General features: G+C 64.2%; 20 protein-coding genes. 4 read left to right on the top strand and 16 right to left on the bottom strand.

The features are described from left to right. Positions 1 to 105: 105 nt before the first annotated feature. Complete coding sequence (locus A7X65_RS21815; RefSeq protein ID WP_156528087.1) at positions 106 to 1,833, top strand: methanol/ethanol family PQQ-dependent dehydrogenase; 1,728 nt, start codon at positions 106 to 108, stop codon at positions 1,831 to 1,833. 226 nt (positions 1,834 to 2,059) lie between these two features. Here A7X65_RS21815 and A7X65_RS21810 read toward each other — a convergent pair whose 3' ends face one another. The 7 genes from A7X65_RS21810 to xoxF5 form a co-directional block, all read right to left on the bottom strand. Further along, positions 2,060 to 2,320, bottom strand: coding sequence for a hypothetical protein (locus tag A7X65_RS21810; RefSeq protein ID WP_063688533.1), 261 nt, complete (start codon positions 2,318 to 2,320; stop codon positions 2,060 to 2,062). Positions 2,321 to 2,377: 57 nt separating this feature from the next. Then, positions 2,378 to 4,690, bottom strand: coding sequence for a xanthine dehydrogenase family protein molybdopterin-binding subunit (locus tag A7X65_RS21805; RefSeq protein ID WP_063688530.1), 2,313 nt, complete (start codon positions 4,688 to 4,690; stop codon positions 2,378 to 2,380). A 1-nt stretch (position 4,691) separates the two neighbouring features. Continuing rightward, on the bottom strand, positions 4,692 to 5,144 hold the full coding sequence (locus tag A7X65_RS21800) for a (2Fe-2S)-binding protein (RefSeq protein ID WP_063688529.1): 453 nt from the start codon (positions 5,142 to 5,144) through the stop codon (positions 4,692 to 4,694). 636 nt (positions 5,145 to 5,780) lie between these two features. Then, entirely contained in the window at positions 5,781 to 6,344 is a 564-nt protein-coding gene (gene gfa, locus A7X65_RS21795) for an S-(hydroxymethyl)glutathione synthase (RefSeq protein WP_063688526.1), read from the bottom strand. Between the two features lie 32 nt (positions 6,345 to 6,376). After that, positions 6,377 to 7,486: an S-(hydroxymethyl)glutathione dehydrogenase/class III alcohol dehydrogenase gene (locus tag A7X65_RS21790; protein WP_063688523.1), complete on the bottom strand. Its 1,110-nt coding sequence runs from the start codon at positions 7,484 to 7,486 to the stop codon at positions 6,377 to 6,379. A 60-nt stretch (positions 7,487 to 7,546) separates the two neighbouring features. After that, positions 7,547 to 8,068: a c-type cytochrome, methanol metabolism-related gene (locus A7X65_RS21785; RefSeq protein WP_082885019.1), complete on the bottom strand. Its 522-nt coding sequence runs from the start codon at positions 8,066 to 8,068 to the stop codon at positions 7,547 to 7,549. 80 nt (positions 8,069 to 8,148) lie between these two features. Then, positions 8,149 to 9,957: a lanthanide-dependent methanol dehydrogenase XoxF5 gene (xoxF5, locus tag A7X65_RS21780; protein ID WP_063688520.1), complete on the bottom strand. Its 1,809-nt coding sequence runs from the start codon at positions 9,955 to 9,957 to the stop codon at positions 8,149 to 8,151. Between the two features lie 515 nt (positions 9,958 to 10,472). On the opposite strand from xoxF5, the gene A7X65_RS21775 reads away from it, so the two are divergent. Continuing rightward, complete coding sequence (locus A7X65_RS21775; protein ID WP_025037738.1) at positions 10,473 to 11,441, top strand: helix-turn-helix domain-containing protein; 969 nt, start codon at positions 10,473 to 10,475, stop codon at positions 11,439 to 11,441. Between the two features lie 118 nt (positions 11,442 to 11,559). On the opposite strand, the gene A7X65_RS21770 is transcribed toward A7X65_RS21775, so the two are convergent. From A7X65_RS21770 to A7X65_RS21740, 7 genes are all read right to left on the bottom strand, one after another. Beyond that, a complete protein-coding gene (locus A7X65_RS21770; protein WP_063688515.1) occupies positions 11,560 to 11,832 on the bottom strand; it encodes a hypothetical protein in 273 nt (90 codons plus the stop codon). 182 nt (positions 11,833 to 12,014) lie between these two features. Further along, the gene (locus A7X65_RS21765) at positions 12,015 to 12,440 is read right to left on the bottom strand and encodes a hypothetical protein (RefSeq protein ID WP_063688513.1); all 426 of its coding nucleotides are present in this window, start codon (positions 12,438 to 12,440) and stop codon (positions 12,015 to 12,017) included. A gap of 145 nt (positions 12,441 to 12,585) precedes the next feature. Then, positions 12,586 to 13,575, bottom strand: coding sequence for a Bug family tripartite tricarboxylate transporter substrate binding protein (locus tag A7X65_RS21760; protein ID WP_063688512.1), 990 nt, complete (start codon positions 13,573 to 13,575; stop codon positions 12,586 to 12,588). A 108-nt stretch (positions 13,576 to 13,683) separates the two neighbouring features. Next, positions 13,684 to 14,703: an FUSC family protein gene (locus A7X65_RS21755; RefSeq protein ID WP_245323746.1), complete on the bottom strand. Its 1,020-nt coding sequence runs from the start codon at positions 14,701 to 14,703 to the stop codon at positions 13,684 to 13,686. Positions 14,704 to 14,959: 256 nt separating this feature from the next. Beyond that, a complete protein-coding gene (locus A7X65_RS21750; protein ID WP_063688507.1) occupies positions 14,960 to 15,883 on the bottom strand; it encodes a substrate-binding periplasmic protein in 924 nt (307 codons plus the stop codon). Next, positions 15,880 to 16,236 (bottom strand): c-type cytochrome, encoded by a 357-nt coding sequence (locus tag A7X65_RS21745; protein ID WP_063688504.1) that lies wholly within the window; start codon positions 16,234 to 16,236, stop codon positions 15,880 to 15,882. Before A7X65_RS21745 ends, A7X65_RS21750 begins: the two co-directional genes overlap by 4 nt. 10 nt (positions 16,237 to 16,246) lie before the next feature. Beyond that, positions 16,247 to 17,911 carry a methanol/ethanol family PQQ-dependent dehydrogenase gene (locus A7X65_RS21740; RefSeq protein WP_063688502.1) on the bottom strand — a complete coding sequence of 555 codons (1,665 nt, stop codon included), beginning with the start codon at positions 17,909 to 17,911 and terminating at the stop codon, positions 16,247 to 16,249. A gap of 342 nt (positions 17,912 to 18,253) precedes the next feature. On the opposite strand from A7X65_RS21740, the gene lanM reads away from it, so the two are divergent. Together lanM and pqqA are read left to right on the top strand one after the other, a co-directional pair. Then, a complete protein-coding gene (lanM, locus tag A7X65_RS21735) occupies positions 18,254 to 18,640 on the top strand; it encodes a lanmodulin LanM (RefSeq protein ID WP_063690681.1) in 387 nt (128 codons plus the stop codon). 173 nt (positions 18,641 to 18,813) lie between these two features. Next, positions 18,814 to 18,894, top strand: coding sequence for a pyrroloquinoline quinone precursor peptide PqqA (pqqA, locus tag A7X65_RS21730; protein ID WP_012029362.1), 81 nt, complete (start codon positions 18,814 to 18,816; stop codon positions 18,892 to 18,894). Positions 18,895 to 19,080: 186 nt separating this feature from the next. Here the strand turns inward: pqqA and A7X65_RS21725 are convergent, their stop codons facing one another. Together A7X65_RS21725 and A7X65_RS21720 are read right to left on the bottom strand one after the other, a co-directional pair. Next, entirely contained in the window at positions 19,081 to 22,263 is a 3,183-nt protein-coding gene (locus tag A7X65_RS21725) for an efflux RND transporter permease subunit (RefSeq protein WP_063688499.1), read from the bottom strand. After that, positions 22,253 to 23,317, bottom strand: coding sequence for an efflux RND transporter periplasmic adaptor subunit (locus A7X65_RS21720; protein ID WP_063688497.1), 1,065 nt, complete (start codon positions 23,315 to 23,317; stop codon positions 22,253 to 22,255). The genes A7X65_RS21725 and A7X65_RS21720 overlap by 11 nt, the downstream gene beginning before the upstream one ends. Positions 23,318 to 23,452 lie beyond the last annotated feature (135 nt).

The following is a 23,452-nucleotide window of genomic DNA, read 5'->3' as shown; positions in this document are numbered from 1 at the left end:
CACGAGAGGCCGCATCCGCCGAGGGGCGGACGACGGGACGAACGACAAGAATTCAACACAAGAATTCAAAACGGATGAAAAAGGGGAACGTCCATGAACACCTCGATGACCAGGAAGCAATGGTACCTGTCCGGCTTTGTCGCCTTCACCTGTCTTGCCGCGACCGCCGCGATGGCCGGACCGATCGAGAATTATTCACCGGTGACTGCGCAGCGGCGGGAAAATCCGGAACCCGCCAACTGGATGCTCTACCGGCGCACTTATGACGGGCAGGGCTATAGCCCGCTCGACCAGATCAACACCTCGAACGTGAAGAACCTCACGCCGGTCTGGACCTTTGCCACCGGTGTCGTCGAAGGCCACGAGGCGCCGCCCATCATCAACAACGGCGTGATGTTCGTGGCGACCCCGATGGGGCAGGTGATCGCGCTGAACGCGAAGACCGGCGACGAATATTGGCGCTACAAGCGGCAGCTCCCTGACGATCTGTTCCAGCTGCATCCGACCAGCCGCGGCGTCGGCCTCTGGGAAGACAAGCTCTATCTCGCCACCACCGACGACCATGTCGTCGCGCTCGATGCCAAGACCGGCAAGGTGGTGTGGGACACCAAGGTGCAGGACTACAAGAAGGGGCAGTACATGACCCTGATGCCGCTCGTCGTCGACGGCAAGGTCATCGTCGGAGGCTCCGGCGGCGAGTTCGGCGTGCGCGGCTATGTTGCCGCCTTCGACGCCAAGGACGGCAAGGAGCTGTGGCGCACCTACACGATTCCCGGCGAGGGCGAACCCGGTCACGACACCTGGCAGGGCGACGACTGGAAGAACGGCGGCGGCTCGGCCTGGATGACCGGCAATTACGACAAGGACACCAAGACGGTCTATTGGGGCGTCGGCAACGCCGCGCCCTGGCCCGGCGAGATGCATCCCGGCGACAATCTCTACACCTCGTCGGTGCTCGCGCTCGATCCGAACAACGGCAAGATCAAGACCTATCACCAGTACCATCAGAACGATTCATGGGACTGGGACGAGGTCGAGGCGCCGATCCTGATCGACCTGCAGCGCGACGGCCGCAACATCAAGAGCCTGGTCCATCCCGGCCGTGACGCAATCTTCTGGGTGCTCGAGCGCACGCCGACCAAGATCAACTACGTCGCCGGCTGGCCGTTCGTCTCCACCGATGTCTGGAAGGGCATCGATGCGGAGACCGGCAAGCCGATCGTCGATCCCGCGCACAAGCCCGTGGTCGGCAAGCGCGTCGAGTTCTGCCCGTCGCTGTGGGGCGGCAAGGACTGGCCGTCGGCGGCCTATAGTGAACGGACCAAACTCGTCTACGTGCCCGCCAACGAAAATTTCTGCGGCGGCTTCACCGGAGAGAAGATCCCGCTCAAGCCCGGCGAGCTCTGGCTCGGCACCAAGCCCGAGGATATCGGCCTCAAGGCCAAGCCCGGCGCCGATCATTTCGGCGAGCTCCAGGCCTGGGATCCCGCGACGGGCAAGAAGGTGTGGCAGCACAACTTCCCGAAGTCGCAGCTGTTCGGCTCGGTGACGGCGACCGCAGGCGATCTCGTCTTCGCCGGCGGCACCAATGACCGCAACTTCCGCGCCTTCAACGCCAAGACCGGCGAACTGTTGTGGGAGCAGAAGACCAACTCCGGCATCATGGGCATGCCGGTGTCCTACGAGATCGACGGCACGCAGTATATCGCGATCCAGTCGGGCTGGGGCGTGGACGCGCAGCGCATCCAGGATGCGCTCGCGACCAACAATATCGGCATCGAGTCCAACGTGCCACAAGGCGGCGTGATCTGGGTGTTCGCGCTGAAGAAGTAAGCTCCGCGGCGGATCGACGAAGGCGGAGCAGCAGGGGGGTGGCGAATGCGGCGGACGGCAACGTCCGCCGCATTTTGCGTGGGCGGTGGGATCTCTGCCGTTGCTGCGCATTCGTCATGCCCGGGCTTGTCCCGGGCATCAACGTTCTCGGTGCTGCAGCCAAGGTCGTGGATGGCCGGGATAAGCCCGGCCATGACGGAGAGAGTAGGTCACTCCGCGAAAGCCGCTACTTCCCCTGCCTGTCCACCTTGTCCTTTTCCTTCTGGTTCATCTCCTGAACCTTGGGGTCGGTGCTGGTCTGCCCCGTGGTCTGGCTGGTCGAAGGCGGCGGCGCGCTGGCGTTGGGCAGCGAGTTCTGCTCCGGCGCGGTGGGGCGTGTCGCGGTGGTCGGGGGCGTCGTGTTGCCCTGGGCGTAGACGCTCACGGCGGTCAACGAAAAGGCGCCCGACAGCACGGAGACTGCGAGCGCCCTTGAGATGTTGGTCATCGATCTGCTCCTGTCAGATCGATGGAAACGGCGCGAAGCCGTCTCGGTTCCGTTCCCTTACGCTTCCAATTGCTTGCCGAGCGGAAGGTTTCGGATGCGTTTGCCGGTCGCCGCGAAGATCGCATTCATCAGCGCAGGCGCGAACGGTGGAACGCCGGGTTCGCCGACGCCGCTCGGCGGCGTGTCGGGTCCGGGCGGCACGATGTAGACGTTGGTCACCGTGGGCGACTCGTCCATCCTGATGACCTGGAAGTCGTCAAAGTTCTTCTGCTCCACCTTGCCGTCCTTGAAGGAAATCTCGCCGTATTTGGCGACGCTCAGTCCCATGATCGCCGCGCCTTCCATCTGCGAGGCGATGCGCTCGGGGTTGACATAGGTGCCGCAGTCGATCGCGGTGTCGACCCGCGGCACCGTCAGCTTGCCCTTGTCGTCGACGGCCACCTCGACGATGGTCGCGATGTAGCTGACGAAGCTGCGGTGCACGGCGATGCCGAGGCCGTGGCCCTTGGCCACCTGGCGGCCCCATTCACCCTTCTCGGCGACCAGCTCGACCACCTTGCGCAGGCGCGCGGTGTCGATCGGATAGCTGTCGTAGGGCTCGCCGTAGTTCCACAGATCCTTCACGGCCGGCTTGACGATGCGCGGGCTGCCGATCAGCGCGAGGAGCGTCTCCTTCTGGTCGCGCCCGGTCGCAGCCGCGATCTCGCCAACCATCGACTGCACCGCGAAGGCACGCGGGATGTTCGAGACCGAGCGGAACCAGCCGATACGGGTGAACGCCGCGGCTTCCGGATTCTCGCAGGAGATGTTGGCGATCTCGAACGGCATGTCGACGAGGCCCATGCCGAGCTCGAAGGGAGCGGCATGGTTGGCGCCTGCGGCGAAGGTCGAGGCGATGGTCGGCGCCACGCTGCGGTGGCGCCAGGCGATCACCTTGCCGCTCTTGTCGAGCCCAGCCTCGATGCGCTCGACCGAGACCGTGTGCAGGAAGTCGTGGCGGACGTCGTCCTCACGCGTCCATTGCACCTTCACGGGTGCGCCCAGCTCCTTCGAGAGCAGTGCAGCCTCGAGCGCGAAGTCGCATTTCGATTTGCGGCCGAAGCCGCCGCCGAGCAGCGTGACGTTGACGGTGACGTTGCCCTCGGGGATGCCGAGCGTCTTGGCGACGTCCTCGCGGGTGCCGCCGGGGCTCTGCACCGGGGCCCAGATCTCCGCCTTGTCGCCCTTGACGTCGGCAACCGCCACCGGCGGCTCCATGCTGACATGGGCGAGATGGGGCAGGTAGTATTCGCCGACGATGACCTTGTCGGCGGTCTTCAACGCAGCGTCGGCGTCGCCCTCCTGGCGCACGACGAGGCCCGGCTTGCGCGCGGCCTCCTGGAGCTCCTTGCGGTAGGCGACAGAGTCGTATTTGCCGTTGGCGCCGTCGTCCCAGGTCAGCTTCAGCGCGTCGCGGCCCTTGATCGCAGCGCCGGTGTTGCGGGCGATCACGGCAACGCCGCCGAGCGGCTGGAACTTCGACGGCCACGGCCAGCCGCGCACCTGCATCACCTTCTCGACGCCGGGCACCTTCAGCGCGGCCTCCGGCTCGAACTTGACCAGCTTGCCGCCGGTCACCGGCGGCCGCGCGATCACGGCGTACTTCATGCCGGGCAGGCGAACGTCGGCGCCGTACTGCGCCTTGCCGGTGGTGATGTCGTGCAGGTCGACGATGCTGACCTGGCCCTTGCCGAGATAGCGGAAGTCCTTGGGGTCCTTCAGCTTGAGGCCTTCGATGCTGGGTACCGATTCCTTGGCGGCGTCCGCGGCGAGCTCGCCGAAGCCGAGCTTGCGTCCGCTGCCGCTGTGGACGACCGCGTGATTGACGGCCTTGACCTCGGTCGCCGGCACCTTCCAGCGCTTGGCCGCGGCCTGCTCCAGCATGGTGCGCGCGGAGGCGCCGATCTGGCGCATCGGGATCAGATAGTGCCGCGTGCTGCGCGAACCATCGGTGTCCTGGTTGCCGAACTTGACCTCGTCGCCATGGGCCTGCTGCACCTTCACCTTGGACCAGTCGGCCTCCATTTCCTCCGCCACGATCAGCGGCAGGCTGGTGCGCACGCCGGTGCCCATCTCGGAACGATGGGCGAGGATGGTGACGGTGCCGTCGGCGGCGACCGCAACGAACACGCGCGGATCCACCACGATGCCGTGCGGCATCTTGCCGGCGCCGGTCTCATAGGCGAAAGCCTGACGCGTCATCACGGGCGCGGCGAGCACGAAGCCGCCGGTGATGCCGAGCCCCTTCAGGATGCTGCGGCGGGAGACCTTCTCGACCTTGATGTTCTTCTCGAAGCCACGGAGCTTGCCGGGATTGTCGATGAAATTCATGTCACACTCCCGTCGATGCGAGGTGGACCGCGTTCTCGATGCGCTGATAGCAGCCACAGCGGCAGATGTTGCCGGCCATCGCCTCACGGATCTGGTCGTGCGACGGCTTCGGGTTCTCCATCAGCAGCGCCGCGGCCTGCATGATCTGGCCGGCCTGACAGAAGCCGCATTGGGGCACGTTGACCTGGCGCCAGGCCTTCTGCACCGGGTGATCGCCGTTCGGATGCAATCCTTCGATCGTCGTGATCTCGCGTCCGGCGACGTCGTTGATCGACGTGATGCAGGACCGTACGGCCTCCTTGTCCACGATGACGGTGCAGGCGCCGCACAGGGCCTGGCCGCAGCCGAACTTGGTGCCGGTCAGCCCGGCCTCGTCACGCAGAAACCAGAGTAGCGGGAGATCCGGGTCGCCGTCCCAGCTCTGTTCCTGGCCGTTGATCTTCACCTTGATCATGATCGTCCCTCGCTCTTCATAAGCATGCCAAATTCAAAGTCGCCGATGTCGGTCGTCGATGGTTCGTGGTTCGCCGCATGTCTGCCGTCATCCCGCGCGGGCAAATCCCGGAGGGAGGCAGAGACGCCAATGGCGATGTCTGGATGTGCGCGATACCTCCCCGTGTTGTTCTTAATTGATTGAACGTCGTGCGGCATCGTGACGGCGCGAGCCTAGCAGAGATCGCGCCGGCCCGGCGTTCACAGCCGAGTGTTCTCGGCGGGAAAAGATTGCATCGATGGTTTGTCAAAAGCAGGGCGCGGCATCACGCCGCGTCCATTGCGCCCGCGAAGGCGAGGTGCACAAAAAAAGGCTTCGTCCGTCAGTATGACTGCGCGGACGAAGCAGGATGCCTCAGTCGAGGGAGGGAGAAACGCAGGGCCGTTGACGTCAGGAAGAAGGTTTGCGGCACTGCGCAGTCATTCAGAGACCAGGACTGAGGGAGCCGACGGTCTCGCCAGTCCATCGACGGCGAGGAGGCGGCATCGCCGCGATCGTCCGGGGGCCGGGCCCGTCCGGTTCGCTGGGTGGGGGAAGGGGGACCAGCGGTCGGACGGGCGCGGCGGGGTTGTGTTGCCTGGCTTCAGGCCGCCTTGCTCAAGCTGCTTTGGCTTTCGCCACGTGGGTCGCGATCGCGTCCATCAGCGGCGGCGACAGGCAGTCATAGGGCTCGAGCCCGATCTCCTTCAGGCGTGCGCGGATGGCGCCCATCTGCTCCGGCTTGACGCCGGATTCGATGATCGAGGAGACGAAGGCGGCGAATTGCGGCGCCTGCGAACCCTGTTCCTGGAACAGTTCGGGGTGGATGAAATCGAGGCCGTAGAACGGATGGTTCTTGTTCTCGATGCGGCCGTACATATGGGTGCCGCAGGCCTTGCAGGCGTAGCGCTGGATCACCGCCGAGGGATCGACGATCTGGAGCTTGTCGCCGTTCTCGAGCACGGTGACGTTCTGGCGCGGCACCACGGCGACGACCGAGAAGTTCGCGCCCTGCGGCTTCCAGCACTTGGTGCAGCCGCAGGCGTGATTGTGGGCGACGTCGCCCTTGATGCCGACCTTGACCTGGTGGTCCTTGCATTTGCAGGCCAGGGTGCCGCCGGCGAAGCTGCCGCTGCCCTGTTTGACGCCGTTGTCGATCGATGGATGCAGTGCAACAGTCATGGGTCGATCCTCCTGGGTGTGATGTCTTAGGGCTAGTACACGACGACGGAACGGATGGATTTGCCCTCGTGCATGAGGTCAAAACCCTTGTTGATCTCTTCGAGCTTGAGCACGTGGGTGATCATCGGATCGATCTGGATCTTTCCGTTCATGTACCAGTCCACGATCTTCGGCACGTCGGTGCGGCCGCGCGCGCCGCCGAAGGCGGTGCCGCGCCAGTTGCGACCGGTCACGAGCTGGAACGGGCGGGTGGCGATCTCCTTACCGGATTCGGCAACGCCGATGATGATCGAGGTGCCCCAGCCGCGATGGCAGGCTTCCAGTGCCTGGCGCATTACGGTGGTGTTGCCGGTGCAGTCGAAGGTGTAGTCGGCGCCGCCGTCGGTGAGGCCGACGAGGTGCTGGACGATGTCGCCGGTGACCTTCTTCGGGTTGACGAACTCCGTCATGCCGAAGCGGCGGCCCCAATCTTCCTTGGCGTCATTGATGTCGACACCGATGATCTTGTCGGCGCCGGCCATCTTGGCGCCCTGGATCACGTTGAGGCCGATGCCGCCGAGGCCGAACACGACCACGTTGGAGCCCGGGGTGACCTTCGCGGTGTTGACGACGGCGCCGACGCCGGTGGTGACGCCGCAGCCGATGTAGCAGCTCTTGTCGAACGGCGCGTCCTCGCGGATCTTGGCGACCGCGATCTCGGGCAGCACCGTGAAGTTCGAGAAGGTCGAGCAGCCCATGTAGTGGTAGACCGGCTTGCCCTTGTAGGAGAAGCGGCTGGTGCCGTCGGGCATCACGCCCTTGCCCTGCGTCGCGCGGATCGCGGTGCAGAGATTGGTCTTCTGGCTGAGGCAGCTTTTGCACTGCCGGCATTCCGGCGTGTAGAGCGGGATGACGTGGTCGCCCGGTTTCACCGAGCTCACGCCGGGGCCGATCTCGCGGATGATGCCTGCACCCTCGTGTCCGAGGATCGACGGGAAGATTCCCTCGCTGTCGAAGCCGTCGAGCGTGTAGGCGTCGGTGTGGCAGATGCCCGTCGCCTTGATCTCGACCAGGACTTCGCCGGCCTTCGGTCCTTCCAGATCGAGCTCGACAATCTCGAGTGGCTTCTTGGCTTCGAAAGCGACGGCGGCACGTGTCTTCATCGGTAGCTCCTCAAATTCTTAGCAGACGCCAGGAAGTAGTCTTGGCAGTCTCCGTAACGTTCATTTCTTGCCCATGCAGGCGTCTTCGGCCTTGGTGTAGGCGTCCGTCTTAGCTTCCTTGTTGGCCGGGCGCTGCCGACCCCACGCCTCGGTGGAGCGCGCGCGGAGATAGACGTAGAGATCGTCCATGTAACAGGCGACGTTCGGGTTGTCGCCGAACGCCGGCATGACATTCTCCTGCGCCGTCGAGATGTTCTTGCGGCCGGAGGCGACCACGCCAAGGAAGTCGCCATAGCTCATGGTCTTGACGGAATCCTTCAGCGACGGTGCGTAGGTGGATCCCATGCCGTCGGGGCCGTGGCAGACGTGGCAGTCGGAGTGGTAGCGGCGGTAGCCGGAATAGGTGAACCAGTCCACGGTGCCGTCGGCCGAAATCTTGTAGGTCGGGTTTCCTTCCTTATCGAGCCACTTTCCGTCGTCTTCCTTCTTCACGGCGGTCGGGTCGCCCGGACCGTCCGCAACGGCAATTCCCCCCGAAGCAACGAAGATGATCGCAGCAATAGCAGAGCAGATTTTACGCAAGAGATTGTCCTCGAAGGCGTCAGGTGAGACGAGCCGGCGCGTGGATCAGATCCACGCGCCGGAGCGACACGAACAGTGGGCTAGTTGGCCGCCGGCAGCGAGAACACGGTCAGCGTACCGCCGAGTGCCGTGTAGTTGCTGAGGGCCGCGTAGCCGCCGACTGCGCCGAGACCGGCGGTCGGATCGGTCAGGCCTGCGGCCAGACCGATGCCGGCCCAGCCACCGACGCCGGAGAGCACTGCGACATACTGCTTGCCGCCGTTCTCATAGGTCGTGACGTTGCCGATGATGCCGGAGGGAGTCTTGAACTTGTAGAGCTCCTTCCCGGACTTGGCGTCGACCGCCTTCAGGTAGCCTTCGAGCGTGCCGTAGAACACCACGCCGCCGGCCGTTGCGAGCGCACCCGACCAGACCGAGAACTGCTCCTTGTTCGACCAGACGATCTTGCCGGTCTTGCCGTCCCAGGCGATGAAATTGCCCATGTGGCTTTCACCCTGCGGCGGATACATCGAGAGCGTCGCACCCACATAGGGCTGGCCCGCGGTGTAGCTCACCTTGAACGGTTCGTAGTCCATGCAGACGTGGTTGGTCGGAACGTAGAACAGCTGCGTGTCCGGCGAGTAGGCCGCCGGCTGCTCGTCCTTGGTGCCGAGCGCGGCCGGGCAGATGCCCTTCACGTTGTGGTCCTCACCGGCCTTGTCGGTCGAAGCTGCGTCGAGCACCTTCGGACGGCCATAGGTCGGCGAGTTCTTGTCCATGTCGACGCCGGAGGTCCAGTTCACCTTCGGATCGTACTTCTCGGCGACCAGCAGCTCGCCGCTCTCGCGGTCCATGGTGTAGGCGAGACCGTTGCGGTCGAAATGCGTCAGGAGCTTGCGCGCCTGGCCGTTGATCTGCTGATCCGAGAGGATCATCTCGTTGACGCCGTCATAGTCCCACTCGTCGTGGGGCGTCATCTGATAGACCCACTTGGCTTCGCCGGTGTCCGCGTTTCGCGCGAAGATGGTCATCGACCACTTGTTGTCGCCCGGACGCTGCTTCGGATTCCAGGTCGAGGGGTTGCCCGATCCGTAATAGACGAGGTTCAGAGCGGGATCGTAGGACATCCAGCCCCAGGTGCAGCCGCCGCCGATCTTCCACTGATCGCCCTGCCAGGTCTTCAGCGAGGAGTCGGCTCCGACCGGCTTGCCGAGCGAGGTGGTCGCCGCGGTGAACTTGATCTGGTCGTCCGGACCTTCGGAGAAGGCGCGCCAGGCCTGCTTGCCGGTCTTGAGGTCGTAGGCGGTGACGTGGCACTGCACGCCGAACTCGCCGCCGGAGATGCCGACCAGGACCTTGTCCTTGACGACGAGCGCCGCCGAGGTGCCGGTCTCGCCCTTCGCAGGGTTGCCGTTGGTTGCACTCCAGGCCACCTGGCCCGTCTTGGCATCGAGCGCGACGAGGTTGGTGTCGGCCTGATGCAGGATGATCTTGCCGTCGCCATAGGACAGGCCGCGATTAACCGTGTCGCAGCACATCACCGGAATGACGTTCGGGTCCTGCTTGGGCTCGTACTTCCAGACGATCTTGTTCTCGTTGGAAAGGTCAATGGCGTAGACCTTGTTCGGGAACGGCGTGTGGACGTACATCATGTTGCCGATGATCAGCGGGCCGCCCTCGTGGCCGCGCAGCACGCCGGTCGAGAAGGTCCAGGCGACCTGGAGCTTGCCCACGTTTTGTGCGTTGATCTGGTTCAGCTTGGAATAGCGGGTATTGGCGTAGTCGCCCGCCGGCATCACCCAGTCTTTCGGGTTCTGCGACATCTTGATCAGCTCATCATTGGCTGAGGCGCTGCCGACGGCGAGAGCCGCCGCGGAGCCAAGATAGGTCGCCAGTAGCACCTTGCGCATAGTTATTCCTCCGTTGGTCTCGTTTATTGTTTCCGAAGCATTGCTCAATCACCGGGCTTCTCGTCCGGCGTCTGCTCGTGCAGGGCGGTCACGATTGGGACCAGAAACGATGCTGTGGTGTTTCCTCCTCCTGATGAGAGCCACGGGTCCACGTGCAGGAGCGGCCCGTTCTTGTTGTTCCTGCCGCAATCCCTAACCACTTCGCCACCGGGAAACTTGCCCAAGAGAGAAGGCGGTTTGCTCGATAGCGCACGGAGCCGAAGATTTTGATTTTGCAGTAGCGAATTCAGCGGCTTCGGTGCGCCTTTGAGGCCGCCTTCTACGCTCAGGTTCCCCTTGACGGCGGTGCAACTAAGGCGGAGGATTAAGTTTCAAGAGTGGCGATGGAACGATGGCGCTCGTTTCACAAGACCGCTCAAATTCGAGGTAAACGTCACGCAATCACGGCTGAGGGCTCCAGCAGGCGCTGGTCGCGATTCGCGTCGAATCTCCGGATCAAACCAGTGGCTGGATTAATGTCCGACACCATTCACACGCTCTCGACGACCGGAATGACGCCGAAGCGCCAGATCCAGAGCTGGATCGACGGGCTCACGAGCCTGTGCGGGCATTTCGACGTCGATCCGCTGGAGGCATCCTCCCTCGAAGGGCGCATCGATTACACCACGGTCTCGCGCCTGAAGCTCTGTCAGATCGAGGTGAGCCAGCATCGCATCGCGCACACGCTGGCGCGCGCCAAGGCCAATGAACACCCGTACATCAAGATCCACTTCCAGACCTACGGCGTCTCCTATTTCGAGCAGGAAGGCCGGCATATCGAGATCAACCCCGGCGACATCATCGCCTATGACGTCTCCTGCCCGCATTCGATCATCAGCCCGGCCTTCACCCGCCACGACGTGGTGATCGTGCCGAAGGCACTCCTGCGCGATCGCGGATTCCCGTCGCAGCGGATGCCGGCCTGCAAGTTGACGGCGAAGACGGGGACCGGGCGGATCGCCCACGATTTCGTCCACGCCACGTTCGACGAGGCCGCGAAACTGTCGGCGAACAGCGCAGTCGGCGTTGCCGATTCGTTGATCGACCTGTTGCTGCTGCCGCTGCGCGAAGCCGACACGATGTTCGACCGTGTCGGGCCCGAGGCGATGTATGTGCGCGCCCAGTTCTTCATCCGCGAGCATCTGCGCGATCCCGACCTGTGCATCGACCAGATCTCCGCCGAGCTCGGCTGCTCCAAGCGCTATCTGCACATGCTGTTCTCCGAGCGCGGCACCACGGTGAGCGACTACATCTGGCAGGCCCGCCTGCAGAACTGCCGCCAGGAGCTCGAGGCCCACGCCGGCAAGACCATCACCGACGTGGCGTTCTCCTGGGGCTTCTCCAGCTCATCGCATTTCAGCCGCGTGTTCCGGAAATATTTCGGCGTGGTGCCGTCCTCGATCCACAAGGCGCAGCAGGGCGCCGCGAGCTCGGGCGAGCATTAGGCAGGAAGGGCGCGGAGCCCTCCCTTGCTTGCCGGACATTTTGATCTTGCTGAGACTTGGTCGATCGAAGAATTCGCGGGGGCCGCGCGACGCGCGACGTCTCTTGCGCGGCTGATCGCTATTGCAATCCGAGGCCGCTGCAATACCAGGCCATGTCTTCGTGTCTCCAGCCGCGCTTGACGCCCGATTCCTTGCATTCGTTGTAGGTCTTGAAGTTGGCTGCGTTGCGGCAGCCCGACGGGTAGGACCCGAAGCCGCCACCCGAGGTGGAGCATGCGACCGAGCTGACCTTCACTGCGGAAGTTGGGGCGTCGGTGCTTTTGGGCGCTGCGTTGGCCGAGCCGATCGACAGAATGGTCAGGGCGGCAACAAGAAAAACTGGAGCTTTCATCGCCTTCTTCTCCTGAATGGAGGATAGCGTTGTGCTATCCCAAGTGCATCCTATCAAAAAATGCAACCTGCGACAATGTGCCGGCTTACGCTCGGTGAAGAGCTGATCTGGACAGCTTCAGGCGTGACGTCATGGACGGAAGGATTGCGGCGCGAGGGCTGCAATCGCGGCGATGCTGCTTGTCACGCCGCCGTCGCGATGTAGGGAATGCTGGCGACGAGAGCGACCAGCAGTACCGCGTTGCCCAGCATTCCGCTCCAGTGCAGCTTGCGCAACCGGCGCGGAGCCTCGGCATCGCCGGCGTCCCTCGCGCTGAGCTGGTCGTCCATCCGTTGCATGAACCAGCGGCGTCCCCAGATCGCCAGCGCAGCGATCATGGCGACGCCCGTCGCTGCAAGCAGGCGACCATCGAGCAGGAGGATCACCGTTCCGATCAGTCCGGCAATGCGCATCACCAGGAAATGGGCGTTGAACATTCCGCGCAGCAACTGGGCAACCGGCTGGATGTCGAGCTTCACCAGCAGGAAGGCAGGCGATGCCAGCGTGAAATAGCCCATCGGAAAGAGCAGGATGACCATAACGGCAACGGCGACTGCATCCGGTGTCATGCGATCGGCCCTTCTTGTCCGCCCCATTGCGGCCTGACGGCAGCGACGCACAATCATAGCGCGAAAATGTGCCTCCGACACTAGGCTTTGGTCGGACGCCGGGCCGGGAGGGGGCGCAGCCGGAGCCGCGCCGCCGCTCGGGGTTTCAGGCCGGTTCGAGCCCGAGCGACTTGGCGCTCTCGATCCAGATCGGCAGCTCGCGCTGGTACAGCTCGTTGGTCTCCTTGAAGCCGATCGCGGGCTCGAGCACGAAGGTCGCGAGCACCTCCTTCACCTTCGGATCGCTGTTCGCGGCGACGCAGAGCTCCGCGAGGCGGTCGACCACCGGCTGCGGCGTCGCCTTCGGGACGGCCCAGCCCGAGAAGCCGCTCACGGTGAAGAATTTCGACGTTGCGCCCTGTTCGGGCAGCGTCTTCACGTTCGGGATCGCATCGACCTTCTTTGAATGCACCGCGAAGACGGTGCCGCGGTCGCTTTGCAGGACCGATTGCGCCGCCGTGTAGCTGCCCATCGCGGCATCGAGCGTGCCTTCCAGCATACCGGTCCACATCGGCGCTTCGCCGCGATAGTGCACCGGCTCGATGTTGAGGCCGTATTGCTTGTTGAGTTCGTTGATCGTCATGTGCGGGGCGGAGCCCGCGCTGTAGGTGCCGAAATTCACCTTGCCGCTCTTGCGCGCGAAGGCGACGAAATCCTCCAGCGTCTTGACGCCGGTTTTCGGGTTCGCCACGAGCAGCAGGCCGGCGCCCGGAATGACGCTGACAAGCGCCAGGTCCTTGTCCATGTCGTAGCCGGGGTTCTTCATCACCACGCGGTTCATGATGTAGGTGGTCGAGATCGAGCACAGGATGGTGTGGCCGTCGGGCTCGGCGCGGGCGACCTCGGCGGTGCCGATCGCACCGGAGGCGCCGGGCTTGTTCTCGACGACGACGGTCTTGCCGACCTGCTTGGAGATGAATTCGCCATAGGCGCGCGCCAGCAGGTCGGTCTGTCCGCCGGCCGGGTAGCTGCAGATCATGCGGATCTGCCGCGACGGCCAAGCGCCTTGTGCCGAGGCGCCGCGCGCGACGAAGGGCATTGCGAGGACTGTGGTACCGGCGGCAATGAAGCGGCGGCGGTCGAATTGGGCGGTCATGATTCCCTCCTGATTTTGGCCGAACCTACTGCATCCACCTGGTGCTGCCATGGTCGGCAGGCGAGACAGATCAGCGCATTCAAGCGGGCGTTCGTGCCGCTTCTCCCGTCACCCGGACAATCGGTCCTTCCGGACCATCCGTTGCCAGACGATGTCGGTCACGGCCACCGCAATCAGGCCGAAAGTGCCGCCGATCAGCACGTTGACGATACGCTCCTCCGCGATGCCGCTGGCGCCGCCGGCAAAGGAGGCCGCCAGCGCGATGAAGAAGCAGCGCAGGCCGAAGCCGAGAACATAGCGCGAGAACGAGATCAGCGTGAGGGTGGCGGCGAGAACCGCGACCGCATAGCCGACCCGGCTCGCCGGCAGCGCCATTCCGGCGAGGAAGCCGAGCGGCACGCCAACGAAGGCGCCGATGGCCCGCTGCTTCAGCTTGCCGGTCGAGGCCGTGAGATCGCCGACCACGACGCTTGCGGCGGACCACATCACCCATTGTCCCTGCGCAAGGTCGAGGATCTCGACCAGCGCAGCCGCCGCGAACACCGCCATGGCGGTTGCGAGCGCGGGCAGAAGCCATTCGTCCGCGGGCGGTCCGAACGAGGTGACGACGGCATCGGCGCGCTGCCGCTGGTCGTAGACCTGGATGGCGCAGACCAGTGCCAGCGCAATCGGGGAGGAGGCGATGATCACGCCGGCATGGCGCAGCGCTTCGGACGGACTGACACCCTCCCGCACCTCGCAGGCGAGATAGACGGCCGGGATGAACACCCAATTGCCGAGCGTGCGGAAATGCTCGCCATAGCGTGTCCCGGCCACCGCAAGAAAGCCGGCCAGTGCGGTCAGAACCACGAACAGCGGCTTGACCGGAGCGGCGAGAAAGAGCGCGGCGAAGGTGACAAGGATGGCAAGGTAGTGCCACGCGACGACTTTTGGCGGAAGCTGCAGCCGCAGCGCCGGAATCAGCAGCGAGACCGCCACCAGTCCGAGGTTGAGCAGCGCCGTCTCGCGCGCGATGAAATAGGCGGCGACCATCGGCCCGACGACGATCAGCGCGCGTAGCAGCTCGGCGGCCTTGATTTCGCGGCCGAGAAGATCGCGCAGGTTGCCGGTGATGGTCGGGGAATTCACGGGGCACCCAAGGGGCGGATGGAATGCGGGCATCGTACGGTTCGGGGTGCCGTTAGGCGAGTCGATGCCGCAACTCCACACTCCGTCATTGCGAGCGCAGCGAAGCAATCCAGGATCTTTCCGCGGAGGGACTCTGGATTGTTTCGCTGCGCTCGCAATGACGATGTTGATGCAGCAGCGTGCCAAACCTCAGTCGCGTGCCTGCTGGGTCCCGGCTCTGCGCAGCAACGCATAGCGCGTCCGGGACACGATAGCCTCACCGCTGGATGATCTTCATCCAGACATCGCCGAGGATGGCCGGCTCGCGCGGCGGCAGGTAGGTGAGGCCGGACTGCTTGCCGAACTCGGCGATCTTCCCCGCCGCGGCGAGATCCGTCAGCGCCTTGTTGACCGCGTCGATCAGGGCAGGATCGCTGGCGAGCCCGACATAGCCGCGATTGGCGCCGATGGGATAGTAATAACCGGACGCGGTGATCGCTGTATCGGGATGCGCGGCGCGGTAGGCGTCGAAGCGGCCGAGGTCGATCAGCGTTGCGTCATGGTCGCCGCGCGCGAGCGCGCCGAGGAGGTCGTCGCGGCCGGGGACGAGATGGGTGATGCTGTCGATCAGGCGTCCCTTGTCGAACGTCATCAGGATGGCATCGCCCAGCGATCCGCTCTCGATCGCGAGACGGAGGCCGGCGAGATCGCCGATGTCGGTGATCCCACGTCCTTTCGCCTTCGGCCCGAGCACCACCGTCATCGGCGAATAGATGTAGGGCTGGCTCGGCGCGAGCACGCCGAGCGCGACGCGGCGGCGCCGGTCATCGCGCGTCGCCCCGGCGAAATCCGGCAGGCGCGCGGTCTTCATGCCGGGCTTGACCAGGGAATCCTGCGTCAGCGCATAGCCGCCGACCAGCGCGCAGCGCCCGTCGGAGAGCAGCGCATTGGCTTCGAGCTGCGGGCTGGAATCCTCGTCCAGCTTGCTCTCGAACCACTGGATTTTCAGCGGTCGCCCCATCCGCTCCGCAATGGCCTGCGCCAGCAGCACGTCGAAGCCTGCCTCCGGCTTGCCCTTGTGATGCACCGAAAGCGGCGGCCGGTCCTCGTCGAGGCAGATCTTCAGCGGATCGTCGGCCGCATGCGCAGCCGTCGCCGCGAGAAGCGCGGCAACGCTCCACGCGGCAAGCCAGGTCCTCATGGCTTCCTCCGGCTCGAGACGAAGACCCAGAGATCGCCGATCTCGTCCTCGCTGAGGATGTCGCCCCAGGGCGGCATCTTGTTGTTCTTGCCGTTCTTCACGGTTGTGACGAAGCGCGTCTTGTCGTCGGGAAAGGCGCGCAGGTCCGGCGTGATGGTGCCGGAGTTCATCATGTTGGGGCCGTGGCAGTGCGAGCATTTCGAAGCATAGGTCGACTTGCCATGGTCGATCTGCGCCTGAAGCGGATTGCCGGTTGCATCGTCCGCGGCACGAACGGTCGCCGCAAGCGCGACCGTCAGCGCCGCGACGGTGGCGATCATCGCCACCGTCCTGTGAGCTGCCTCTTTCAGCATCGTGCCGTGGTTACTGCTTGACTGCAAAAACCCACAGCGAGCCACCGGGCGGCACCTTGGCAAGCCGCTCGTCGCCGGAGAACAGCGAGTAGACGCCGCCATAGCCGCTCGTGACCGCGACGTATTGCACGCCGTCCTGCTGCCAGGTCACCGGCTGTCCCTCGATGCCGGAGCCGGTCTGGAACTGCCAGAGCTTCTTGCCGGTGTCGGCATCGAACGCCTCGAACTCGCCGGTCAGCGCTCCCGTGAACACGACGCCGCCCGCGGTCGAGAGCACGCCCGAGAAGCGCGGAATGTCGGCGGGGGCTTCCCACTTGGCCTTGCCGGTCATGGGATCGATCGCCTTCAGATGGCCGCGCGGGCCGTCACCCCATTCCCAGAGGTCGGTGAGGTCCATGCCGAGATACCATTCACCCTGCTTGAAGGTGACGGGCTCGGTCTTGTACCGGCCGCCGAAGGCGAGGGTGTTGGCGTAGGCGAGGCCGGTCTGCGGGTTGAACGACATCGGCTCCCAGTTCTTGCCGCCAAGGATCGACGGATAGACCGTAACCTTCTTGCCCTCGCGTGCGTCCTTCGAAACATCGGTCTCGATCGGACGGCCGCTCTTCATGTCGATGCCGGTCGCCCAGTTCACCTTCACATAGGGGTTAGCCGCGAGCAGCTTCCCGTTGGTGCGGTCGAGCACGTAGAAGAAGCCGTTGCGGTTGGCGTCCATCAGCACCTTGGTCGGCTTGCCCTCGACATTCATGTCGGCGAGCACCATCTCGGCGACCGAGTCATAGTCGAACGGATTGTTCGGCGAGAACTGGTAGTGCCACTTGATCTTGCCGGTCTTGGGATCCATCGCCAGCACGGAGCAGGTGTAGAGATTGTCGCCGGGGCGCACCGCTGAATTGAATGGGCCGGGATTGCCGATGCCCCAATACACCGTGTTCAATTCGGGATCGTAGGACCCGGTGATCCAGGTCGAGCCGCCGCCGAGCTTCCAGGTATCGCCCTTCCAGGTGTCGCCGCCGGGCTCGTCGGGCGAGGGGATCGAGTGGGTGCGCCAGAGATGCTTGCCGGTGGCCGGATCCCAGCCATCGATGAAGCCGCGGGTGCCGAACTCGGCGCCGGAGATGCCGGTGATGACGACGCCGTCGGCCACCAGTGGGGCCACCGTCATCGAATAGCCTTCCTTGATGTCGGCCGCCTTCTGCCGCCACAGCTCCTTGCCGTCCTTGGCGTCGAGCGCGATCACGTTGGCATCCAGCGTGGTGCGGAACACCTTGCCGTCATAGAGCGCCGCGCCGCGGTTGATGATGCCGCAGCAGACGATGCGCGGCGTCTCGGCGGGATATTCGATCTTGGATTTCCAGATCTGCTTGCCGGTCTTGGCGTCGACCGCCATGGTCGCGTTGTGAGAGGTCACGTAGATGACGCCTTGGTACACCAGCGGCTGCGATTCTTCGCTGCGATCGTCGTTGAAGGAGTAGTTCCAGACCGGGACGAGGTTCTTGACGGTGTCCCTGTTGATCTGGTTCAGCGTCGAGAAGCGCTGCAGATTGTAGCCCATCCCGTAGTTGAGAACGTTCGACGTGTCGGTCGCACCCTTGACCAGCTGTTCGCTGGTCTGTGCGTACGCACAAGTTGATGCAAGCATGACGAGGCTCGCGGCCATCGCAAAGCGTTTCATCCGTTCCTCCCAATATGCGCGCCTTTTGACGCTGCGATCACAACACTCCGCCCGAATGCAAAACGCGTCAATACGAAAGTCGTAATCGCGATGCCGATATGATGGACGCCTGATGCCGGTGACCTGACGGAAACCTGACAACACACGTTGCACTTGTGCGCAGGCGCTGAAAAAATTCCGCCGCATGATGCAGCACCGGACGAAAGCGGCGGAGTTGCGGACGGGCGGGTTCCCCCGAGGTGACCGTATGCAGGTTGCAATTCCGCTTGAACCCGGGCTCGCCTTGCGGACTTAATCTGCTCGATCCCGCCCGAATCGGGGCTCTTGATCTGGGAGGTCTTGATGATATCGCGTCGCTCTGTTGCACTTGCGCTCACGCTTGCAGTGCTGTCCGGCCCGGCCTGGTCGGCATCCGCCGTCAAGATGTTCGACACCGACAATGACGGCACGCTCGATCTGGCCGAGGTTAAGAAGGCCGCGACCGCGCTGTTCGCAAAGCTCGATCCCGATCACGACGGCACGCTGGACGCGCGCGAATTGCGCGGACGGTTAACGGCGAAGGAGCTCGCGGCCGCCGATCCCGATCGCGATGGGACGCTGACGCTCGACGAGTATCTCGCCGTGGTCGAACAGCGCTTCAATGCGGCCAATCCGGACAAGGACGGAACGCTGGACGCGAAGGAGCTCAACTCGCGTGCCGGCCGGGCGCTGCTGCGCTTGCTGCGGTGAGTGCGGCAAGCGTTTGACTGGGAGCGAAGGCGGCTTGCACGAGAGCGAAATTCGCAAGCGTTATGCGACAGTTCGCTGTGCTCCGTGGTTCGATTCCAGCTTGCGCTACACCTGAGGCAGCCCTAGGTTTTGCCCGGCGCGATTGTCGCGCTCAATACCTTGGGAGACCCCGGATGGCTTGGAAAGCTCCGAAGATCGTGGAAGTGCCGGTCGGCATGGAAATCAACATGTACGCCTGCGCTGCGCGCAAGTAAGACTGACGAACCTGCCGCGGCTTCGGTGGCGAATGCCATCGAAGCCGTGGTAGTGTCGGGGCGCCGTCGCGCCCCATCCTTCGGCACCCCGCGCCCAGACGTTCATGGAACGTGATCGCTCGGGTCGGTCCTTCCCGCCAAGAACGGCCTTCGTTTTTTCGCCCGTCATCATGCGCTGACGCTCGGTCAGCGCTGCCGCATGATTTGAGGCTTCAGATCGTCACGCTCCGGCGTGTCCTTCGGCTGGCTGTTGAAACGGGCGTATCGAAGCGCCAGCGTCGGCAGGACCAGCAGGCTGAGCGCCATCGACGTCGTCAACCCACCGAGGATGACGATCGCCATCGGGCCCTCGATTTCACGTCCCGGCTCTCCGGCGCCTATCGCAAGCGGTAGCAATCCGAGGCCCGTCACGAGAGACGTCATCAGAATCGGAACGAGGCGGTCTGCCGCGCCCTCGATCGCGGTATCAAGCCCCCACACGCGGCCCTCGACCAGAACAAGATGCTCGTAGTGCGAGATGATGAGAATCGAGTTGCGCAGCGTGATGCCGAACAGCGTGACAAAGCCGACCATCGATCCGAGCGACAGCAGCCCGCCCGTCAACGCCAATGCGAACACGCCGCCGACAAAGGCAAACGGCAAGTTGATCATGACCAGCAACAGATTGCGCCAATGTCCGGTCACCATCGCAAGCAGAACGATGATGCCCGTTCCGGCCAGCAAAGAGTTGACGAGGAGGTCGCGCCGCGACCGGGCCTGCGCCTCGGCTGCCCCGGCAAATTCGAGATGAGCACCGGGCGGGAGCGTGACCTCGCGCGCGAGCTTGCGCTTGGCGGCGGCCACGAAGGATTCGAGGTCGCGTCCGCTGACATTCGACGTGACGGTCTGCACGCGCTGCGCATTCTGGTGCTGGATCTGATAACGCCCGGAGGTTTCGTAGACGTCCGCGATCTGCTTTAGCAGAATGTAGGCACCGCTCGGCGTGCGCACCGGCAAATCGCCGATCTGAGTGAGGCGCGCCCGGACATGCGCATCGAGAATCACGATGATGTTGAAGACAACATTGCCTTCATAGCCCTGGCCGACGATGTCGCCCTGATAGGCGGTGCGCACCAGCTCGAGCACATCGACGGCATCGAGGCCCCAACGCTGTAGATCGGTCGGGCGAAGCGTCACATTGACCTGCGGCATTCCCGGCGGAGATCGTCGCTGCACGTCCGTGGCGCCCCCAACCTCGTCGAGCTCGCGCGCAACGTCCCGTGCAGCACGATCGAGCGAGTCGAGGTCGGGCCCGTAGATGTTGATGACAACCGCGGCGGTGAAGCCCGATACCGTCTCTTCCACGCGCTCCGTCAAATAGGTCTTGGTTGAGAAGACGATTCCGGGAAAATCGGCCAAGGCTGCCCTGATGCGCGCCTCGGCTTCGGATTGGGCCCGACCCGAGAGCCCCGGCTCCAGATCGATCTCGAATTCGCTGGAATGCGGACCAACCGTGTCGATGCCGGCCTCGGCGCGCCCGGCATGCTGCGCCACCCTGCGGACGCCGGGGATCTGTCGCAGCTTATCCGTCATCAATTTGCCGATGCGCAGGGATTCGTCGAGCGAGGTGCCGGGGATCGCGGAGACATGCAGGATCAGATGGCCTTCGCGCAGATCCGGCAGGAATGTTCCGCCGAAGAAGGGGAGCATCGCTGCGCCGGCGATCGTGACGGCCGCGGCTGCCGCCATCACCAGCTTCGGGAAGCGGCCGATACGACGCAGCAAGCGCTGGTAATGACGGCGGGACCACCTCACCGCGGGCGGTTCATGCAGGCGTTCGCTGCCGGTTCTGCCCGCGAGGAGCATCATGGAGAGAGCCGGCGTCACCGTGAGGGCGACCGCGAGCGAGGCTATCACGGCGAGGATGTAAGCTATGGCAAGGGGGCCGAACAGACGGCCGGCGATGCCGGAAAGCGCCAGAACCGGGAAGAAAACCAGCAGCACCGCAAACGTCGCATAGGCAACGGCGGTGCGGACCTCGAGGAAGGCATCGAGCACGACGCGAGGCTCGGGTCTCGGTATCGTCGCCCTGCGATTTTCCCGCAACCGGCGTACGACGTTTTCGACGCCGATGACGGCGTCATCGACAACTTCGCCGATCGCGATGGCGAGGCCGCCCAGCGTCATCGTGTTGAGCGTCTCGCCCATCCATTGCAGCGCGAGCACAGCCGCGATCAGCGACAGGGGGATCGCGGTGCAGCTGATGATCGAGGTTCGCCAGTCGAACAGAAATAGAAAGAGAACGACGACCACGAGCGCCCCGCCGATCAGCAGCGCGTTGAGAACGCTCTTTGTTGCGGCGTCGATGAAATTGGCGGGACGAAATATGTCCGCATGTAGCTTGACGCCGTCGGCTTCGAGGCCGGGGCGCAGCTCCTGCAGCGCGGCTTCCGCGCGTGTGGTGACCTCTCGCGTGTTCGCGCCGTATTGCTGGCTGATCATCAGCATGATGCCCGGCTCGCCGTCGATGAGGGCGGCCCCAATCGGCGGCTCGGGAGCAGTGACGACGGTGGCGACGTCGCCGAGGACCACGCTGGCGCCGCCTTCGTGCAGAAGAACCGTGCGGGCAAGCTGGTCGGGCGTCAGTGACTGGCCCTGGGTTTGCAGCGTGATGCGCTGATTGGCGGTATCGATGAAACCGGCACCGCGCACGCCGGATGCCTTGCGCGCGGCGGCGAGCACATCGTTCAGGCCGACACGAAAGCGGATCAAATCATCCGGACGGACCTGGACCTGCAAAGACCTGACGTCCTTGCCGTATATGGAAACTTGCGCCACGCCCGGGACTGCCAGCAGTCGTCTTGCCACGGTCCAGTCCGCGACGGTGCGCAATTCCATGAGCGATCGCGTGTCGGACGTGAGGCCGATGACCAGCACGGTGCCGGCCAACGGGGTCAACGGCGTCGTCGACGGCGGTTGAACACCCTGCGGCAGTCGCGCGGCGACGACCGCGAGACGCTCCGTTACCAGTTGGCGCGCGCGGTAGATATCGCTGTGGGGTTGGAAGACGACTGTCACGACCGAGAGGCCCTGGATCGATGACGAGCGCAGACTTTCGACCCCCGCGAGTCCGTTGATCGACGTCTCGATCGGTTGCGTGACCAGGATCTCGACATGCTCCGGGCTAAGGCCGGGAGCTTCGGTTTGGATGGTGACCTGGGGCGGGGCGAATTCGGGGAAGACGCCGTATTTGGCTTCACCTAGCGCAAAGAGGCCGTAGCCCAGCAGCGCGAACGACAGTGCAAGGACGATTCCACGGAAGCGGATAGCGAAGGTGATGAGAGCGGCTTGTGGCCCTGACCTGCCGGAGCCGATGTCATCAGTCGTCATCGCCGCCCCGGAGCTCACTCTTGGCTTCCTCGGACAACAGGACCTGTGCACCCCGCATGACGATTTCAGACCCGGATGGAATGTCCCGGACGACGTAGTCATCGTCCGAGACCGGCTGATCCATGCTGATAGGCTGCCGACGGAAGCTATCGGGGCCCACACGCAGGTAAACCCACGCTCGTCCCTGCCACCGCACGATCGCGGTGTCCTCGATGAACACGCCCTCGTAGGTGTTGCCCGACGGCACATAAACGATGGTGTTCATGCCGGGCAGCAGCCCGCTGTCGCCGGGGGCAGAGAAAAAATAGCTCAATCCCTGGATCCGGGGATCGGTGCGTGTTGCCGGGGAGAGGTATTGGAGATCGATATTCGCATTCCGCGTCGGCGCCTGCGCGAGAGCCGCGCCCGGCGCCGCCGTCACAGCCGCGCCCGGCGGCAACGTCACCTGAACAAGGAATTGGTCGCGCTCGATCAGCCTGACAACGGTGGGGGCGCGTTCGAGGATTCCCCGGCCGATGACCGGTCCCCACTCCTGCTGCGCTGTTGCCGCGAGAGTTCGGACCTGCGATTCCGCTGCGGTCAGCGCCGCCCTGTCGGCCCGCAACGTTCCCTCGGCAGTCTCGGCTTCCTTTCTCGGGAGAGCGGCGGAGTCGACCAGATTCTTGGTGCGGTCGAATGCGCTCTTGGCGACTTCAAGCCGGGCCTGCGCCGTCTGCAGTTGAGCCTGCGCATTGGCGTAGTTGTTGGTGAGCTCCGTGATGCGGGAGATGTCCAGCACCGCTCCATAGGCACGGATTTGCTCGGGATGCGGAGCGGCTTTGACAACCGCGGTTTCGAGTCCGACCTGCCCCTGCTGGCTGGGCGTAAGCTTGACCGCGGGCTGGTCATTGTTTGCGTTACGGGATGGCTCGGGGCGGCCCGCGTCCGATTTGTCCGACGGCGTTTGCGCAACTGCCTGCCGGACGTGGCCCGTGAAGGCAGTGATGCCGGCGACGCACGCCAGCAGATTCACGGCGACGGCGACGTCGCGCCAGGAGGTTTCTGTGAGAGCCATCAGCCTGTTAGCGTTGTGGGGAACCAGCTTATTGACGAAATGAGCGGGCGGCAAGGCGCCGGTTTCACGTCTGGCTGGATGAAGTCGGTGCCGCCGAAGGCGAGGTCGGAGGGTGAAGTTCCGCCGTCGTATCGG

Origin of the sequence: Bradyrhizobium stylosanthis (genome assembly GCF_001641335.1) — a bacterium.
GTDB lineage: Bacteria > Pseudomonadota > Alphaproteobacteria > Rhizobiales > Xanthobacteraceae > Bradyrhizobium > Bradyrhizobium stylosanthis.
Note: the sequence above shows the minus strand (reverse complement) of the source record. Positions and strands in the feature narration are given on the sequence as shown.

Coding starts and splice junctions, on each gene's coding strand:
- A7X65_RS21790 (WP_063688523.1), bottom strand. CDS start 7,486: ATGAAGACACGTGCCGCCGTCGCTTTCGAAGCCAAGAAGCCACTCGAG.
- lanM (WP_063690681.1), top strand. CDS start 18,254: ATGATATCGCGTCGCTCTGTTGCACTTGCGCTCACGCTTGCAGTGCTG.
- A7X65_RS21720 (WP_063688497.1), bottom strand. CDS start 23,317: ATGGCTCTCACAGAAACCTCCTGGCGCGACGTCGCCGTCGCCGTGAAT.
- A7X65_RS21775 (WP_025037738.1), top strand. CDS start 10,473: ATGTCCGACACCATTCACACGCTCTCGACGACCGGAATGACGCCGAAG.
- A7X65_RS21805 (WP_063688530.1), bottom strand. CDS start 4,690: ATGAATTTCATCGACAATCCCGGCAAGCTCCGTGGCTTCGAGAAGAAC.
- A7X65_RS21765 (WP_063688513.1), bottom strand. CDS start 12,440: ATGACACCGGATGCAGTCGCCGTTGCCGTTATGGTCATCCTGCTCTTT.
- A7X65_RS21815 (WP_156528087.1), top strand. CDS start 106: ATGACCAGGAAGCAATGGTACCTGTCCGGCTTTGTCGCCTTCACCTGT.
- A7X65_RS21740 (WP_063688502.1), bottom strand. CDS start 17,911: ATGAAACGCTTTGCGATGGCCGCGAGCCTCGTCATGCTTGCATCAACT.
- A7X65_RS21760 (WP_063688512.1), bottom strand. CDS start 13,575: ATGACCGCCCAATTCGACCGCCGCCGCTTCATTGCCGCCGGTACCACA.
- A7X65_RS21810 (WP_063688533.1), bottom strand. CDS start 2,320: ATGACCAACATCTCAAGGGCGCTCGCAGTCTCCGTGCTGTCGGGCGCC.
- gfa (WP_063688526.1), bottom strand. CDS start 6,344: ATGACTGTTGCACTGCATCCATCGATCGACAACGGCGTCAAACAGGGC.
- xoxF5 (WP_063688520.1), bottom strand. CDS start 9,957: ATGCGCAAGGTGCTACTGGCGACCTATCTTGGCTCCGCGGCGGCTCTC.
- A7X65_RS21725 (WP_063688499.1), bottom strand. CDS start 22,263: ATGACGACTGATGACATCGGCTCCGGCAGGTCAGGGCCACAAGCCGCT.
- A7X65_RS21800 (WP_063688529.1), bottom strand. CDS start 5,144: ATGATCAAGGTGAAGATCAACGGCCAGGAACAGAGCTGGGACGGCGAC.
- pqqA (WP_012029362.1), top strand. CDS start 18,814: ATGGCTTGGAAAGCTCCGAAGATCGTGGAAGTGCCGGTCGGCATGGAA.
- A7X65_RS21745 (WP_063688504.1), bottom strand. CDS start 16,236: ATGCTGAAAGAGGCAGCTCACAGGACGGTGGCGATGATCGCCACCGTC.
- A7X65_RS21750 (WP_063688507.1), bottom strand. CDS start 15,883: ATGAGGACCTGGCTTGCCGCGTGGAGCGTTGCCGCGCTTCTCGCGGCG.
- A7X65_RS21770 (WP_063688515.1), bottom strand. CDS start 11,832: ATGAAAGCTCCAGTTTTTCTTGTTGCCGCCCTGACCATTCTGTCGATC.